Annotated in this window: 16 protein-coding genes; 6 read left to right on the top strand and 10 right to left on the bottom strand. The window is 72.5% G+C overall.

Translation table 11 applies throughout. The features are described from left to right. Nucleotides 1-72 precede the first annotated feature (72 nt). The 3 genes from ACZ66S_RS16555 to ACZ66S_RS16545 all read right to left on the bottom strand — a co-directional run bounded on the left by ACZ66S_RS16555 (nucleotide 73) and on the right by ACZ66S_RS16545 (nucleotide 2679). Nucleotides 73-657: a sugar kinase gene (locus tag ACZ66S_RS16555; RefSeq protein WP_469902228.1), complete on the bottom strand. Its 585-nt coding sequence runs from the start codon at nucleotides 655-657 to the stop codon at nucleotides 73-75. Further along, nucleotides 654-1802, bottom strand: a complete 1149-nt coding sequence (locus ACZ66S_RS16550; protein ID WP_037712265.1) for an ROK family glucokinase — start codon at nucleotides 1800-1802, stop codon at nucleotides 654-656. Before ACZ66S_RS16550 ends, ACZ66S_RS16555 begins: the two co-directional genes overlap by 4 nt. A 139-nt stretch (nucleotides 1803-1941) precedes the next feature. Then, nucleotides 1942-2679 (bottom strand): GntR family transcriptional regulator, encoded by a 738-nt coding sequence (locus ACZ66S_RS16545; protein WP_469902227.1) that lies wholly within the window; start codon nucleotides 2677-2679, stop codon nucleotides 1942-1944. A gap of 130 nt (nucleotides 2680-2809) precedes the next feature. Between ACZ66S_RS16545 and ACZ66S_RS16540 the strand changes: the two genes are divergently transcribed. Further along, nucleotides 2810-3832 carry a Gfo/Idh/MocA family protein gene (locus ACZ66S_RS16540; protein ID WP_469902226.1) on the top strand — a complete coding sequence of 341 codons (1023 nt, stop codon included), beginning with the start codon at nucleotides 2810-2812 and terminating at the stop codon, nucleotides 3830-3832. A 38-nt stretch (nucleotides 3833-3870) separates the two neighbouring features. Here the strand turns inward: ACZ66S_RS16540 and ACZ66S_RS16535 are convergent, their stop codons facing one another. The 3 genes from ACZ66S_RS16535 to ACZ66S_RS16525 form a co-directional block, all read right to left on the bottom strand. Next, nucleotides 3871-5073 carry a cytochrome P450 family protein gene (locus ACZ66S_RS16535; RefSeq protein WP_469902225.1) on the bottom strand — a complete coding sequence of 401 codons (1203 nt, stop codon included), beginning with the start codon at nucleotides 5071-5073 and terminating at the stop codon, nucleotides 3871-3873. Nucleotides 5074-5112: 39 nt separating this feature from the next. Then, the gene (locus tag ACZ66S_RS16530) at nucleotides 5113-5802 is read right to left on the bottom strand and encodes a response regulator transcription factor (protein ID WP_469902406.1); all 690 of its coding nucleotides are present in this window, start codon (nucleotides 5800-5802) and stop codon (nucleotides 5113-5115) included. Between the two features lie 82 nt (nucleotides 5803-5884). Further along, a complete protein-coding gene (locus ACZ66S_RS16525) occupies nucleotides 5885-7144 on the bottom strand; it encodes a sensor histidine kinase (RefSeq protein ID WP_469902224.1) in 1260 nt (419 codons plus the stop codon). Between the two features lie 169 nt (nucleotides 7145-7313). Between ACZ66S_RS16525 and ACZ66S_RS16520 the strand changes: the two genes are divergently transcribed. After that, on the top strand, nucleotides 7314-7514 hold the full coding sequence (locus tag ACZ66S_RS16520; RefSeq protein ID WP_469902223.1) for a hypothetical protein: 201 nt from the start codon (nucleotides 7314-7316) through the stop codon (nucleotides 7512-7514). Between the two features lie 35 nt (nucleotides 7515-7549). On the opposite strand, the gene ACZ66S_RS16515 is transcribed toward ACZ66S_RS16520, so the two are convergent. Continuing rightward, nucleotides 7550-7939 (bottom strand): guanyl-specific ribonuclease, encoded by a 390-nt coding sequence (locus ACZ66S_RS16515; RefSeq protein WP_469902222.1) that lies wholly within the window; start codon nucleotides 7937-7939, stop codon nucleotides 7550-7552. Between the two features lie 186 nt (nucleotides 7940-8125). Here ACZ66S_RS16515 and ACZ66S_RS16510 point away from each other — a divergent pair, with 186 nt between their 5' ends. After that, complete coding sequence (locus ACZ66S_RS16510) at nucleotides 8126-8872, top strand: SDR family oxidoreductase (protein ID WP_469902221.1); 747 nt, start codon at nucleotides 8126-8128, stop codon at nucleotides 8870-8872. Nucleotides 8873-9017: 145 nt separating this feature from the next. Here the strand turns inward: ACZ66S_RS16510 and alc are convergent, their stop codons facing one another. Continuing rightward, nucleotides 9018-10133, bottom strand: a complete 1116-nt coding sequence (gene alc / locus ACZ66S_RS16505; RefSeq protein WP_469902220.1) for an allantoicase — start codon at nucleotides 10131-10133, stop codon at nucleotides 9018-9020. Nucleotides 10134-10170: 37 nt separating this feature from the next. Beyond that, nucleotides 10171-11508, bottom strand: a complete 1338-nt coding sequence (gene allB, locus ACZ66S_RS16500) for an allantoinase AllB (RefSeq protein ID WP_469902219.1) — start codon at nucleotides 11506-11508, stop codon at nucleotides 10171-10173. 263 nt (nucleotides 11509-11771) lie between these two features. Here allB and ACZ66S_RS16495 point away from each other — a divergent pair, with 263 nt between their 5' ends. Together ACZ66S_RS16495 and ACZ66S_RS16490 are read left to right on the top strand one after the other, a co-directional pair. Continuing rightward, nucleotides 11772-12566: an IclR family transcriptional regulator gene (locus ACZ66S_RS16495; RefSeq protein ID WP_469902218.1), complete on the top strand. Its 795-nt coding sequence runs from the start codon at nucleotides 11772-11774 to the stop codon at nucleotides 12564-12566. A gap of 170 nt (nucleotides 12567-12736) precedes the next feature. Continuing rightward, a complete protein-coding gene (locus ACZ66S_RS16490; RefSeq protein WP_469902217.1) occupies nucleotides 12737-13117 on the top strand; it encodes a DUF6304 family protein in 381 nt (126 codons plus the stop codon). On the opposite strand, the gene ACZ66S_RS16485 is transcribed toward ACZ66S_RS16490, so the two are convergent. Continuing rightward, nucleotides 13114-13398: a DUF5955 family protein gene (locus tag ACZ66S_RS16485; RefSeq protein WP_469902216.1), complete on the bottom strand. Its 285-nt coding sequence runs from the start codon at nucleotides 13396-13398 to the stop codon at nucleotides 13114-13116. The genes ACZ66S_RS16490 and ACZ66S_RS16485 overlap by 4 nt on opposite strands. A 183-nt stretch (nucleotides 13399-13581) precedes the next feature. On the opposite strand from ACZ66S_RS16485, the gene ACZ66S_RS16480 reads away from it, so the two are divergent. Then, the gene (locus tag ACZ66S_RS16480) at nucleotides 13582-14181 is read left to right on the top strand and encodes a nucleotidyltransferase family protein (protein ID WP_469902215.1); all 600 of its coding nucleotides are present in this window, start codon (nucleotides 13582-13584) and stop codon (nucleotides 14179-14181) included. Nucleotides 14182-14364 lie beyond the last annotated feature (183 nt).

Here is a 14364-nt window from a genome sequence, read left to right as displayed (position 1 = left end):
GCCCGCGTGTCGGATCACTCGTCTTCGACTCTACGGGCGGGGTCTGACAATCGGCTCCGGCGACCGGCCGGGTCAGGGAACCGTGCGCGAGACGACGTACACCTTCGGGGCGTTCGGCACGGTCAGGTTGACCATGACGTCCTGGGTGGGCGCCGGATCCTTCTGCGCGTGGGTCAGGCCCCACCAGGAGCGCGGGCCGTCGAACTTCCAGCCGCTGACCTTCTGGTCGCGCTCGCTGATGGAGATGTCGTTCTTCTTGAGGTCGGCGCGGCTGACGCCCATGCCGGTGAGGAAGGCGGCGAGGCCCGCGTCGGTCGTCCGGAACTGGACGTAGAGGCGGCTGGTCTTCCAGTTGTTGGTCTCGTAGGAGGCGACCAGGTCCGCGGGGTGCGGGACCGGCACCTGGTAGAGGCGGCGCTGGACCTTGGACGGCCAGCCGGGGGTGAGGCCCGTCGCCGAGTACTTCGCCTCCTTGTCCTTGCCGCTGTCCCGGCTCTGGTTGGCGGAGATCACCAGGTAGCCGGCCGGGACGCCGATGAGCAGACCGATGATCAGCAGGGTGATGGCCCTGCGGCGGATCATGTGCCGGCGGTCCTCGGTGGGCCCGTCCGGTCCGTCCGGGGGCGCCGAGGCCTGGCGGGGCAGGGACGCCGTCATGCGGTGTCCCGGGACGTACGGCGGGCCTCCACGTACCGTTCGTAGCGCTCGTGCCGCTCCACCCGGCGCCGGTTGGCGCGCCGGAAGCGGCGGGCGACCAGGCGGGCGAGGTCGGCGGCGCCGACCATGCCGGCCTCGGGGCCGAGCTGGGCGCGGGCGATGCGGGCCTCGGGGCGGTAGCCGCGGCCGGTGAGCTGGCGCTTGAAAGCGTCCCGCGCGGGGCCGATCAGCAGGTCGTCGGCCGCGCTGACGCCGCCGCCGATGACGAAGCAGGACGGGTCGAGGGCGGCGGCGAGGTTGGCGATGCCGACGCCGAGCCACTGGCCGATGTCCTGGAGCAGCTCGATGCACATCGCGTCGCCGTCGCGGGCCAGCTCGGTGATCATCGGGCCGGTGATGTCGCCGATGTTGCCCTTGACGTGCTCGATGATCCCGTAGGCGACGGGCGAGTCGGCCGCGGCCAGCTCGCGGGCCTCGCGGACCAGGGCGTTGCCCGAGCTGTACTGCTCCCAGCAGCCGCGGTTGCCGCACGGGCAGCGGTGGCCGCCGGGGACGACCTGCATGTGGCCGAACTCGCCGGCGACGCCGTACTTGCCGCGCTTGACCTGGCCGTCCTCCAGGATCGCGCCGCCGATGCCGGTGCCGAGCGTGATCATGACGAGGTGGTCCTCGCCGCGGCCGGCGCCGAAGCGCCACTCGGCCCAGGCGGCGGTGTTCGCGTCGTTGTCCACGAGGACGGGGACCGCGAGGCGCCCGGCGATGCGGTCGCGCAGCGGTTCGTTGCGCCAGGACAGGTGGGGGGCGAACAGCACCCGGTTGCGGTCGGCGTCGACCCAGCCGGCCGCGCCGATGCCGACGGCGTGCACGTCGTGGCGGTCGGACAGGTCCAGGACCAGTTCGACGATGGTGTCCTCGACGACCTTGGGGCTCTTCGACTTGTCCGGGGTCTCGGTGCGGACCTTCTCCAGGATGTTGCCGTCGGCGTCGACGACACCCGCCATGACCTTGGTGCCACCGATGTCGATGCCCACCGTCGGCACCCGCGGTGCGGTCAGGTGTGAGCGGCGTTCCCGCGTGCCGACGGTCCGCAGGGCGGGGGCGCGGCGGGAGCCTATGGGGGCGCTGAAGTTGCCGTAGGTGCTCATCGGCCCCGATTCTGCCGCACGCTCACGCGGGGTGCCGAACGGGGGAGCAAAGGGGGTGCGCGAGTCATGCCGGGTGCGGCGCCTGCGTGGCTGGTCGCGCCCACACGGCGGAGCCGCAGATCGATACGGCCCCGTGCCCCTAAGGACGCACCAGGAGCTGGAATTCGAACGAGTAGCGCGTGGGGCGGTATGTGTGCGTGCCGTACTCGACTGCTCTGCCTGTGTCGTCGAAGGTGACCCGCTGCATGGTGAGCAGGGGGGCGCCCTCCGGCTCCGCCAGGCGGTCGGCCTCCGCCGCGGTGGCCGCTCGCGCGCCGATGGACTGGCGGGCGCTGTGCAGGGTGATGCCGGCCGCGCGCATCATGCGGTACAGGCCGGTGGCCTCGAGCTGGTCGGTGTCCAGGTCGAGGAGCGCGGGGGGAAGGTAGTTGCAGAGGTACGCCATCGGCTCGCCGTGGGCGAGGCGCAGCCGTTCCACCTGGTGCACCTCGCTGCCCTCGGCGACGCCGAGCGCGGCGGCGATCTCGGCGGTGGCGGCGACGACGGTGTTGACGAGGACCTTCGTCGCGGGGCGCTGGCCGGCCGCCTCCAGGTCGTCGTAGAGGCTGCTGAGCTCCAGGGGGCGCTTGACCTGGCTGTGCACGACCTGGGTGCCGACACCGCGGCGGCGCACGAGCAGGCCTTTGTCGACGAGCGACTGGATGGCCTGGCGGACGGTGGGCCGGGAGAGGCCGAGCCGGGCGGCGAGCTCGATCTCGTTGCCGAGGAGGCTGCCGGGGGTGAGCGTCCCGTGTTCGATCGCGGCCTCCAACTGCTGGGAGAGCTGGAAGTACAACGGCACCGGGCTGCTGCGGTCCACACTGAGCTCGAGCGTCACGGTCGGGTCCACTCCTGGTTTCGGCACGGGCCCGAGCGTAGCTCCGTGCGCTGTTGACGGGAAGTCGTGTAGTCAGATTGTCAGGACATACGGATTGACAGGGCGGGGTGTGCGACCACACTTTGTTCACATGCGCATCGGGGTCATAGGGACGGGCCGCATCGGCACCATTCATGCGAACACGCTCAGCCGCCATCGGGAGGTCGGTTCCTTAATCCTCACGGACGCGGACGGCGCGCGGGCCCAGGAGCTCGCGCACCGCCTCGGGGAGACCGCGGCCCCGGGCGTCGACGAGATCTTCAAATGGGGAGTCGACGCCGTCGTCATCACCACGGCGACCTCCGCCCACGCCGAGCTGATCGGCCGGGCGGCGCGCTCGGGACTGCCGGTGTTCTGCGAGAAGCCCATCGCGCTCGACCTGCCGGGCACACTGCAGGCGATCGCCGAGGTGGAGACCGCCGGGACGATTCTCCAGATGGGTTTCCAGCGCCGCTTCGACGCGGGCTACACCGGCGCGCGGGAGGCCGTGCGCTCGGGGCGCCTCGGACGGCTGCACACCGTGCGGGCGCTCACCTCCGACCAGGCGCCGCCGCCGGCGGAGTGGCTGCCGGTGTCCGGGGGTCTGTACCGGGACACCCTGATCCACGACTTCGACATCCTGCGCTGGGTGACCGGGCGGGAGATCGTCGACGTGTACGCGGCCGGGTCGGACGCCGGTCCGCCGATGTTCCGGGCCGCGGGGGACGTGGACACCGCGGCGGTCGTGCTCACCCTCGACGACGGGACCCTCGCCACGGCCACGGCCACGCGGCTGAACGGCGCCGGGTACGACGTGCGCATGGAGCTCGCCGGGGAGCTGGACCAGATCGTGGTGGGCCTGGACGACCGCACGCCGATCGCGTCCACCGAACCCACCGGGCCGCCCGCGGCGGACAAGCCGTGGACGGGGTTCCTGGAGCGGTTCGGACCGGCCTACGAGGCCGAACTGGCCGCGTTCGTCGAAGTGGTCCGGGGCGAGCGGGCGAACCCCTGCGACGGTCGCGAGGCGTTGCAGGCGCTAAGGGTGGCCGAGGCGTGCGAGGTGTCCCGGCGCGAGCGCAGGGCCGTACGGCTGGCGGAAGTGCCGGGCGCCGCGAGCGCGACCGCGTTCTGACCCGGCACGCTGTCAGGTCCCCCACGCGCCGGCGGACCTCACCCGGCCGCCCCCGACCACCGCACCGGCAGACTGCGCACTCCCCTGATCAGCATCCCCGGCAGCCACTCCCCCGCAGGTCCGTCGAGGGCGAGGTCGGGGGCGCGGTCCAGCAGGGTACGGATCGCGGTGCCGGCCTCCAGGCGTGCCAGTGGGGCGCCCAGGCAGAAGTGGATGCCGTGGCCGAACGCGAGGTGGCCGCGGGGGTCGCGGCGGATGTCGAAGCGGTCCGGGGCCGGGTAACGCGAGGCGTCGCGGTCGGCCGCGCTCAGGCAGATCATCACCGGGTCGCCCTTCGCCACGGTCCGTCCCGCTATCTCCAGGGGCTCGGCGGCGTACCGGAAGGTCGCGTTCTCCACCGGGCCCTCGTAGCGCAGGGTCTCCTCGACCGCGCCGTCGACGAGGCTCATGTCGGCGCGCAGGGCGGCGAGTTGGTCCGGGTGGGTGAGCAGCGCGTGCACGCCGTTGGTGATGAGGTTGACCGTGGTCTCGTGGCCCGCGATCAGCAGCAGGAAGGCCATGCCGCGCAGTTCCGACGGGGAGAGCCGGTCGCCGTCGGAGGCGGTGGTGCGGATGAGGTCGCCGAGCAGGTCGTCGCTCGGTCCGGAGCACCGCTTGTCCTCGATGAGCTCCGTCAGATACTCGCCGAGGCGCTGGACGGCGTCGTACGAGCTCTCCTCGCTGGTGGGTGCCACGACCTCGGTGGACAGCTTCCGGAACTCGGTGCGGTCCATCTCGGGCACGCCGAGGAGTTCGCAGATCACCGTGATCGGCAGCGGGTAGGCGAGGGACTGCACCAGGTCGGCGCGGCCGTGCGGCAGCATCGCGTCGAGGAGCTCGTCGGTGATCTCCTGGACGCGGGGCCGCAGCCGCTCGACCCGGCGCATGGTGAAGGCCCGGGAGACCAGGCCGCGCAGCCGGGTGTGCTCGGGCGGGTCGCTGCCCAGCAGATGGCGGCCGATGAGCTCCTCGTCGTGGAACACCGCGCCGATCCTGCGGCCGTCCTTGGACAGTCGCGGGTCGGCGAGTGCCGCGCGCGCCTCCTCGTGCCCGACGACCAGCCAGGTCGCGTAGTCGGGGTGGGAACCGGGCGGCCGCACCCGGTGCACGGGGCCGAGGGCGCGCAACTCGGCGTACACGGGGTGCGGATCGGCGCGGAACGCGTCGCCGTACTCCCCGAGGTCGATCACTGCTTCGGTCATGAGCTCCCCCTTCACCCCGTCAACGCCCGGCGCCCGCGACTAGTGCCCGTCCGGCCCGGGTTCCCCGGACCGCTCCAGCAGTCCCGCGTCGTACGCCAACAAGGCGATCTGCACCCGGTTGTTGAGGTCGAGCTTGGCCAGGACGCGGGAGACGTGGGTCTTGACGGTGGCGACGCTCATGTAAAGGGCGGCGGCGATCTCGGCGTTGGACAGGCCCTGGCCGACGGCGACGGCGACCTCGCGTTCACGGTCGTTGAGGGCGGCGACGCGCTCACGCGCGCGTGCCCGTCGGGTGTCGGCGGCGGTGCCGGCCGCGTGGTCCATGAGCTGGCGGGTGACGGTGGGCGACAGGACCGGGTCGCCGGCCGCGACGCGGCGGACGGCGGCGAGGATCTCGGCCGGCGGGGTGTCCTTGAGGACGAATCCGGCGGCGCCCGCGCGGAGGGCGCGCAGGACCTGCTCGTCGGCGTGGAAGGTGGTCAGGACGACGACCTGCGGGGCGTCGGGGCGGCCGCGCAGCAGCTCCGTGGCCGTGAGGCCGTCCACGTCCGGCATCCTGATGTCCATGAGGACGACGTCCGGGCGGGTGCGGTCGACGGCGGCCGCGACCTCGGTGCCGTCCGCCGCCTCGCCGACGATACGGATGTCCTCGGCCCCGCCCAGCATCAGGGACAGACCGGCCCGCACCAGGGGGTCGTCGTCGACGAGGAGCACTCTGATCACAGTCAGGGGCCCTACGTAATCACGCGGGGACGGCACGCAATCACCCTCCCGCGCGCGCGAGTTGGACCGCCGCCGACGACGGGAGCCGTCATCCCCACGGCAGCCACGCCCGTACCGCGAACGCCCCGTCCTCCTCCACCCCGTGCTCCAGACGGCCCCCGGCGAGCGTGGCGCGCTCGGTGAGGCCGATCAGGCCCTGGCCGGAGCCGGGGACGGGCGGCACCTCGCCCTCGGGCGGCCGGTTGCGGACGGTCACGGCGAGGCCCTCGCCCGGACGGCCCGCGACGGTGACGGTGACCTCCGTGCCGGGGGCGTGCTTGCGGGCGTTGGTGAGGCTCTCCTGGGCGATGCGGTAGGCGGTGCGGCCCACGGAGGCGGGCACCGCGGCGGGGTCGGTGACCCGGCTGTCGAGGACGACCTTCATGCCGGCCTCACGGGACTCGGCGACCAGGGTGTCGAGCGCGCCGAGGGTCGGCTGAGGACGGCCTGTGTCGTCGTGGTCGGCGGCCCGCAGGACGCCGATGATCTCCCGCAGGTCCTGGAGGGCCTCGTGGGCGCTCTCCCGGATGACGCCGGCCGCCCGGGCGACCTCCTCCCGGGGCGCGTCCGGCCGGAACTCCAGGGCGCCCGCGTGCACGCTGAGCAGGGTCAGCCGGTGTGCGAGGACGTCGTGCATCTCGCGTGCGATGGCCTCGCGGGCGAGTCGCTGGGCCTGCTCGGCCCGCAGCCGTGCCTCGGTCTCGGCGCGCCGGGCGCGGTCGCGCAGGCTGAACATGAGCTGCCGTTTGGCCCGCACGAGCAGGCCCCAGCCGACGACGGCGGCGACCAGGACCGCGGTGAGGACCACCGAGACGACGTAGGGCAGGTCCGCGTCGGGGCGCAGCCGGAAGGTGAGGGGGACGACGGCGATGTTGAGGCCGGCCACCCAGGCGACGTACCGGAAGGGGCGGTGCACGGCGAGGGTGAAGACGGCGATCATGCAGGCGCCGCCGGCGCTGTCCGAGAGCACGCCGAGCGGGATCGTGGCCAGCGCGAGGCCGACCGGCCACCGCCGGCGCAGCCACACGGCCGCGCAGGCGAGCGCGCCCAGCAACTGGTCGAGGACGGCCGCGGAGTGCGACACGTGCGGGTTGTCGCCGACCGCGTCGGCCGCGAGCAGGCCGATCAGGACGGCCACGAGGAAGCAGGAGAAGTCGACGAGCCAGTCGCGCGCGGTGCGCCGGGGACGCCGTCCGCGCCGGGCGCCGGCCGGTTCGAACTCGTGGATCACGGCGGACGGCAGCAGCCAGCGCCGACCGGGGAAGGCCGGGGGCTCGGGAACCGTCTCGTCAGTGCTCACGGTCGACAAATCTACGCAGCGCCGTCGGACAGCACCTCCCCACGACCGGGATGCGCTACCAAAGTCGCGGCAGCGCAGACTTTCGGCGCGGCCGCCGACGCGGATCCGATGCTTCGGTGGCACGGGGCTCGCCCCGCGGCCGATGTGCGTGGGGGGTCCGCGGGGCGAGGGTGCACCCATGAGGCAACTGCTGGAACTGCTCGGTTTCCTCGCCCTGGTGCAGGGCGGGATGGGTCTGCTGCACGAGTTCACCGACTGGCACATCGGGCTCGTCCAGCGGATCGGCTTCCTCGACGGCTACGAGATCTACGCGAGCGTCGCCCTCGTGGTGCTGGCGTTCGCGCTGTTCGCCGCCGCGGAGAGCCGTCGGCCGGGCTGACGACCCGGCTGGCGACCCGGCTGGCGACCCGGCTGTCAGCAGCCGTAGTCGACCAGGTTGAACGTGGCGTAGTGGTCCGCCGTGTAGTAGTCCTCCTGGCTCTGTTGCCCGGTGACGATCCGGCGCGCGCCGCGCGTGGAGGAGCCCGGCGTGATCACCGTGTACTCGTGGTAGTAGCCGGTCGACCGGCTCGGCAGGACGCCTTCCCGGTTCTGGAAGACGCTCCCGTCCTGGGAGTAGGGGTAGGGGCCGCCCTGTTCGATCAGGTCCAGGGTGTCGTGCGCCTGGGACGGCAGCCTGGTGTAGCAGATGCTGCCGACCGCGGCGGCCGCCGGAGTGGCGGTCGTGACGGTACCGCCGACGAGGAGGGCGGACAGGACGGCGGCCGTCGCGCCGATGCGAGTGATCCGTGGGGGGAATCTCATGCCCTCATGATGACGCGCGTAGAGCATGGCATGTCAATGACAACTCTGGAGATTTTGCCGTCAAGTCCGATGAGTTTTCAGGGAGTTAACCTGCCGCGCGGTGTCTTCACGGACAGCGTTCCGGCGTTGAGGTCCGTGTCCGCAGGCCGCCAGCGGTCCGGGGGACGGGCCGGTGGGATGGGTGCCATGACAACGACTCACGGAACCCTGAACGGCAAGGTCGCGCTCGTCACCGGCGGCGGCCGCGGCATCGGTGCGGCCACGGCGGTCCGACTGGCGCGGGAGGGCGCGGACGTGGCCGTGACGTACGTGGCCGGCAAGGAGGCGGCCTCCGACGTCGTACGGCGGGTCGAGGCGCTGGGGCGGCGGGGCGTCGCCCTGCGCGCGGACTCCGCGGACCCCGAGGAGGCGGCCGGGGCGGTCCTGCGGACGGCGGAGGCGCTCGGCGGGCTGGACGTCCTGGTGAACAACGCGGGCGTGGGGGTGCTCGGCCCGCTGGGCGAGCTGTCCCTCGCGCAGGTCGACCGGGTGCTGGCCGTCAACGTGCGCGGGGTGTTCCTGGCCTCTCAGGCGGCGGCCGCGCGGATGCGGGACGGCGGACGGATCATCACGATCGGGAGCTGCATGACCCAGCGGGTGCCCGGACCCGGCGGGACCCTGTACACGACGAGCAAGTCGGCGCTGATCGGGCTGACCAGAGCCCTGGCGCGCGAGCTGGGGCCGCGGGGGATCACGGCGAACATCGTGCATCCCGGGCCGATCGACACGGACATGAATCCGGCGGACGGGCCGTTCGCCGCGGGACAGGCCGCGATGACTGCGGCGGGGCGGTTCGGCACGGCGGAGGAAGTGGCGTCGACGGTGGCGTACCTGGCCGGGGCGGAGTACGTCACGGGCGCGGAGTTCTCGGTGGACGGGGGGCATGCGGCCTGAGGTGGCGACCGCCTTCGGGGCGCAGCCCGGAGCTCCACGCCCCGTGCGGCTTCGGAACGCAGCCCGGGCTCCACGCCCCGTGCGCCGGGCGGGCTGCTGTCAGCCCGCCCGGCGCACGGGGTACGGAGTACGGGGAGCGCCCGTCTCAGCCGCCCAGCTCCTGGTGCCTCGCCGACAGGGCCGCCGCGCCGGCCTCCGTCAGCGAACCGAACAGCCGCAGGCGGGAGATCCCCCCGTCCGGGAAGATGTCCACGCGCGCGTGCGTGCCCACCGCCGGGGCCGGCAGCACGAAGCGGTGGTTGGTGTCGGGCTGGAGGCGGGTGCGCGGGAGGATCTCCCGCCAGTCGCCTTCCTCGCCGTCGCGCACCGACACCGACGCCCAGCCCGCGCTGTTGCCCTTCAGATACGCCGTGTCGATCTCGATCGCGCGGATCTGGGACTGGGCCACGAGCCGGTAGCGGATCCAGTCGTTGCCCTGGTCACGACGGCGGCGGGTCTCCCAGCCGTCGTCCATCTTGCGGGAGCGGCCCGGCTGGATGGTGTTCGACGCCGGCGAGTAGAAGAGGTTCGAGGCGTCCTCCGCCCGGCCGCCGTTCTCCAGGGCGACCACGTCGAAGGCGCCGAGGACCGCCAGCCACGCCGGGTCCGGCACGACCTCGCCGTACACGCGCAGGCGGGCGATGCCGCCGTCGGGGTGCTGGTTGACCCGCAGGTGCGTGAAGCGCTGCTCCACGGACACCTCGAAGCCGTTCGCCGCGTGGCCGCCGACGGGCGTCCGCGGGACGAGCGTCGTCCACTTCACGTCGTCGCCCAGCAGTTCCTCCGGGGACGGGCTGCCCGCGACCGAGGTGCCCTCGACCGACACCGCCTGCGGGTAGTTGCCGCGGAAGTGGGCCGTGTCGACCACGATCCCCCGGATCACGCCGGGCGCGCCCAGCCGCACCAGCGCCCAGTCGTGGTCCTCCGCCGTCGGCCAGGGGTGCTGGGCCGAGGCGCCCCGGCGGCGCCGGGTCTCCCAGCCGTCCATGATCTTGCCCTTGTGCCCGAAGTGCTCGGGGTCGAACTCGGCCCGCTCGGGCAACAGGAGGTTCTCGCGCTGGGCGAAGAACTCGTCGTTGGCGGCGATGACCGAGGCGCCGAGTGTCCGCGCGGCGAGGTCGGCGTACTGGGTGAAGGGGAAGTCGGCGGTGCGGTAGTCGGCGTACGGGTCACCGCCGCCGTACGGGTTCGCGTCGCCGGTGAAGCTGGGAATCGCCGTCACGTACATGTGCCTTTCTGTTGTTGCCGGTGCGGGTGGATCAGGGCGTACGGGTGAGCAGCCGGCCCTTCGGGGCGGTGAACTCGCCGTCCGCCACGATGCGTTCGCCGCGCAGCCAGGTGGACCGCACCACGCCGTACAGGGTCTTGCCCGCGTACGCCGTGACGCGGTTGCGGTGTTGGAGGGCCGCCGGGTCCACGGTGAAGGTGGCGTCCGGTGCGAGGACCGCGAAGTCGGCGTCGCGGCCGGCCTCGATGGCGCCCTTGCGGTCCAGGCCCACGAGTCGGGACGTCCTGGCCGACATCCAGCGGACCACGTCGTCCAGCGAGTGGCCGCGTCTGCGGGCCTCCGTCCAGACCGCCGCCAGGCTCAGTTGCAGCCCCGAGATGCCGCCCCAGGCGGTGGCGAAGTCGTGCGTCTTGAGGTCGGCCGTGGACGGGGAGTGGTCGGTGACCACGCAGTCGATGGTGCCGTCGGCCAGCGCCTGCCACAGCAGGTCCTGGTTGGCGGCCTCCCGGATGGGCGGGCAGCACTTGAACTCGCTCGCCCCGTCCGGGACTTCCTCGGCCGTGAGGGTGAGGTAGTGCGGGCAGGTCTCCACGGTGACCCGGACACCGTCCGCCTTGGCCCGGGCGATCAGCGGCAGCGCGTCGCTCGACGACAGGTGCAGCACGTGCACGCGGGCGTCCAAGCGCTTGGCCTGGTCGATGAGTTGGGCGATCGCGGTGTCCTCGGCGTCGCGCGGGCGCGAGGCCAGGAAGTCCGCGTACCGGGGGCCGGCCTGCTGCGGGGCGGCCTCCAGGTGGTGCGGGTCCTCGGCGTGCACGATCAGCAGCCCGCCGAAGGAGGCGATCTCGGCCAGGGAGCGGGCGAGTCCGTCCTGGTCGAGATGCGGGAACTCCTCCACGCCGGACGGCGACAGGAACGCCTTGAACCCGAAGACCCCCGCTTCGTGCAACGGGCGCAGGTCCTTGACGTTGTCGGGCAGGGCGCCGCCCCAGAAGCCGACGTCGATGTGGGCCTTGTCGGCGGCGACCGCCTGTTTCGTACGGAGGTGCTCGACCGTCGTCGTGGGCGGGAGGGAGTTGAGTGGCATGTCGACGAGGGTGGTGATGCCGCCGGCCGCCGCCGCGCGGGTGGCGGTCCAGAAGCCCTCCCACTCGGTGCGGCCGGGGTCGTTGACGTGCACGTGGGTGTCGACCAGGCCGGGCAGCAGGGCGTCGTCCCCGAGGTCCTCCAGGCGGGCGCCCGGGGGCACGGGGGCGTCGTACGGCGACACGGCCGTGATCGTGCCGTCGGCGACCGCGACCGACGCGGGCCGTGTCCCCTCGGGCGTGATGACACGCGTCGAGCGCAGCACCAGTTCTGTGTCGGACACCCGGACCCCTCTCTGCCGCCGTTGACTTCCGCGTGACGGAATTCAACTTTCTGTTGAAGAAGTCTTCACTCCCGGTCGGACGCCGTCAAGGGCACACTCCCCCACAGGACTGCCCGCGTCGACACTCTGGACGTTTCCACAAGGCGGAATTAGAATTCCGGCAAGCAGAACGTAGCTATGCACCAGCGGGGAGTCAACCGACTGCCGGGTAGGCTTCTGCCCTCCTGCCCAGACCCGTCAGGCAGCCCCGAAAGGAACGCGCCGTGCCGACGTCCAGCGCCAGCACCACCGACTCCGCCAAGTCCGCCGGCGGCGGGGTCCAGTCCCTCGAGCGCGCCTTCGATCTGCTGGAGCGGATGGCGGACGCGGGCGGAGAGGTCGGACTGAGCGAACTGTCCGCTAGCAGCGGACTGCCGCTGCCCACCATCCACCGCCTGATGCGGACCCTCGTCTCCTGCGGGTACGTCCGCCAGCAGCCCAACCGGCGCTACGCCCTCGGCCCGCGCCTGATCCGTCTCGGCGAGTCGGCCTCCCGGTTGCTCGGCACCTGGGCCCGCCCGTATCTCGCCCGCCTGGTCGAGGAGACCGGCGAGACCGCCAACATGGCCCTGCTCGACGGGGACGAGATCGTCTACGTCGCCCAGGTGCCGTCGAAGCACTCCATGCGGATGTTCACCGAGGTCGGCCGGCGCGTCCTGCCGCACTCCACCGGTGTGGGCAAGGCCCTGCTCGCCAACACCCCCGACGACGAGGTGCGCGCCCTGCTCGCCCGGACCGGCATGCCGGCCGCGACCGAGAAGACGATCACCACGCCGGACGGTTTCCTCGCGGCCCTGAAGGACGTGCGCGGCCAGGGCTACGCGGTCGACGACAACGAACAGGAGATCGGCGTCCGCTGCCTGGCGGTGTCGGTGCCCGACTCCCCCACCGCGGCGGCGATCTCGATCTCCGGTCCGGCGGGGCGGGTCACCGAGGCGGCCACCGAGAAGATCGTGCCGGTGCTGCAGCAGGTGGCGGCGGAACTCTCGGAGGCACTGGCCACGCAGAGCCCGGCGTGACGGCCCTACAGCGCCGGCCGGGGCGGTAACACCGACCGGCACGGCACCGAGGACGTCGTCTTCGAGTCGGACGGCCGCGAGCTGATCCGTACGACGATCAGGGGTGTCCGCTTCGAGACAGCGGTGTCCGGCCGAGGGTGCTGCGCTGTGCGCTCCGGCTCGGGGACCCCGTGGGCCCGCGCCGCGGCCTGGACGCGGAGACCCTGACCACCAAACTGCTCCTCGACGGGCACGAGTTCCGCAACACCGAGGGGCAGGACGACTTCGAGACAGCGTTGCAGGACATCCGGCGCCAACTGCCGCGGGCGGCCCGGACGAAGGCCTGCATCGCGTGCGCGTGGTCCGACTACAGCCCCTACGGCAACGGACTGATGGCCGGGCTGGCCTGTTTCCGGGACATCAAGGACCGCTATCTGCGGGTCGAGGGCAAGCGGGGACCGGGGAACAACTTCGACGTCTGGGACGACCTCACGGAATTCGTCCAGGAGACCTGGATCTGTCCGGAGTTCGAGCACCGCACGCACGGGGGGTACCGGGGTTCGTTCCCCTAGCGCCGCGGCTCCCCGAACAGCTCCACCGCGTCCCGCACCTCCGTCAGGCCCCTGGACAGCGCGCTCACCGACCCGATCGCCCCCGCGATCAGCAGTAACGACCTTCGCAGCCGGGGCACTTCGGGTGTGCCGTCGATCGTCATGGCGGCCAGCGCCGCGAGTTCGTCCTCGGCGATGCACCGGTCGGGGAACTCGGCCGGATGCGCGGCGAGTTCGCGGCGCAGCCGGGACACCGCGGTCCGCAGTTCCGCCACTCTCGGATCGTTGTCGCTGCCGGTCACTGGCCTCTGTCCCAAGCTCCGCAACACAGCTCTCCCCCTCGCGCTCCTTCGTGCGCCCCGGCGCCAAGGCCCCGAGGGACGCGGGTCAGTAAACGCCACACGGGACGCCGCGCGCCACCGTACGGACCGAAATTCAGCCCGTGGAAACCCGGCGCACGCCGGCGCGTCAGGTATGCAGGACGCATGACGGAGAACGAACAGCAGGTCGCCGGAGTAGTTCTGGCCGCGGGCGGCGGGCGCCGGCTCGGCGGGCGGCCCAAGGCCCTGCTCGCACACCGGGGCCGCCCGCTCGTCGAACACGCGGTCGGCGTCCTGCGCGCGGCCGGCTGCACCCGGGTGCACGTGGTGCTGGGGGCGGCCGCGGCGGTCGTACGGGAGCGGGCCGAGCTCGGTGACTGTGTGCTGGTGGAGAACCCGGAGTGGGCGGACGGGATGGGGTCGTCGCTGCGGGCCGGGCTCGACTCGCTCGACGGGACGGGGGCGCGGGCCGCGCTGGTCTCGCTCGTCGACCAGCCCGGTATCGGGGCGGAGGCCGTGCGCCGGGTGCTCGCCGCGTACGAGGACGAGACCTCGCTCGTCTCGGCCGCCTACGACGGCGTCCGCGGCCATCCCGTCCTCTTCGGTGCCGCGCACTGGGCCGGGATCGCGGCGACTGCGACCGGCGACCGGGGGGCACGCGCCTATCTGGAGGAGCACCGGCGCGTCCTCGCCCTCGTGGAGTGCGCGGACGTGTCCGAGTCGTACGACATCGACACGCCGGAGGATCTGGCGCACCTTGAGTGAACGGGGTGGCACGCAGCGCCACCCTTGCTCGACGCGGAGAATCTCGACATCAACAAACCATTGAACTTCCACAATGAGGAAACTAGTATCCACTGTTCAGAAGCGCCCTCCCGCTGCCAGGGGCGCCGCTCGCGTACCCGGTTCGACTGGCACCCGGTGCCACCGCTGAAGGAAGTGACCGCT

The organism is Streptomyces sp. NPDC107471 (genome assembly GCF_055582845.1).
Note: the sequence above shows the minus strand (reverse complement) of the source record. Positions and strands in the feature narration are given on the sequence as shown.

Bases quoted from the DNA above. Each gene is read 5' to 3' on its own strand.
- ACZ66S_RS16480 (WP_469902215.1), top strand. From the start codon at position 13,582: ATGACGGAGAACGAACAGCAGGTCGCCGGAGTAGTTCTGGCCGCGGGC.
- ACZ66S_RS16515 (WP_469902222.1), bottom strand. From the start codon at position 7,939: ATGAGATTCCCCCCACGGATCACTCGCATCGGCGCGACGGCCGCCGTC.
- ACZ66S_RS16520 (WP_469902223.1), top strand. From the start codon at position 7,314: ATGAGGCAACTGCTGGAACTGCTCGGTTTCCTCGCCCTGGTGCAGGGC.
- ACZ66S_RS16535 (WP_469902225.1), bottom strand. From the start codon at position 5,073: ATGACCGAAGCAGTGATCGACCTCGGGGAGTACGGCGACGCGTTCCGC.
- ACZ66S_RS16540 (WP_469902226.1), top strand. From the start codon at position 2,810: ATGCGCATCGGGGTCATAGGGACGGGCCGCATCGGCACCATTCATGCG.
- ACZ66S_RS16555 (WP_469902228.1), bottom strand. From the start codon at position 657: ATGACGGCGTCCCTGCCCCGCCAGGCCTCGGCGCCCCCGGACGGACCG.
- ACZ66S_RS16550 (WP_037712265.1), bottom strand. From the start codon at position 1,802: ATGAGCACCTACGGCAACTTCAGCGCCCCCATAGGCTCCCGCCGCGCC.
- ACZ66S_RS16510 (WP_469902221.1), top strand. From the start codon at position 8,126: ATGACAACGACTCACGGAACCCTGAACGGCAAGGTCGCGCTCGTCACC.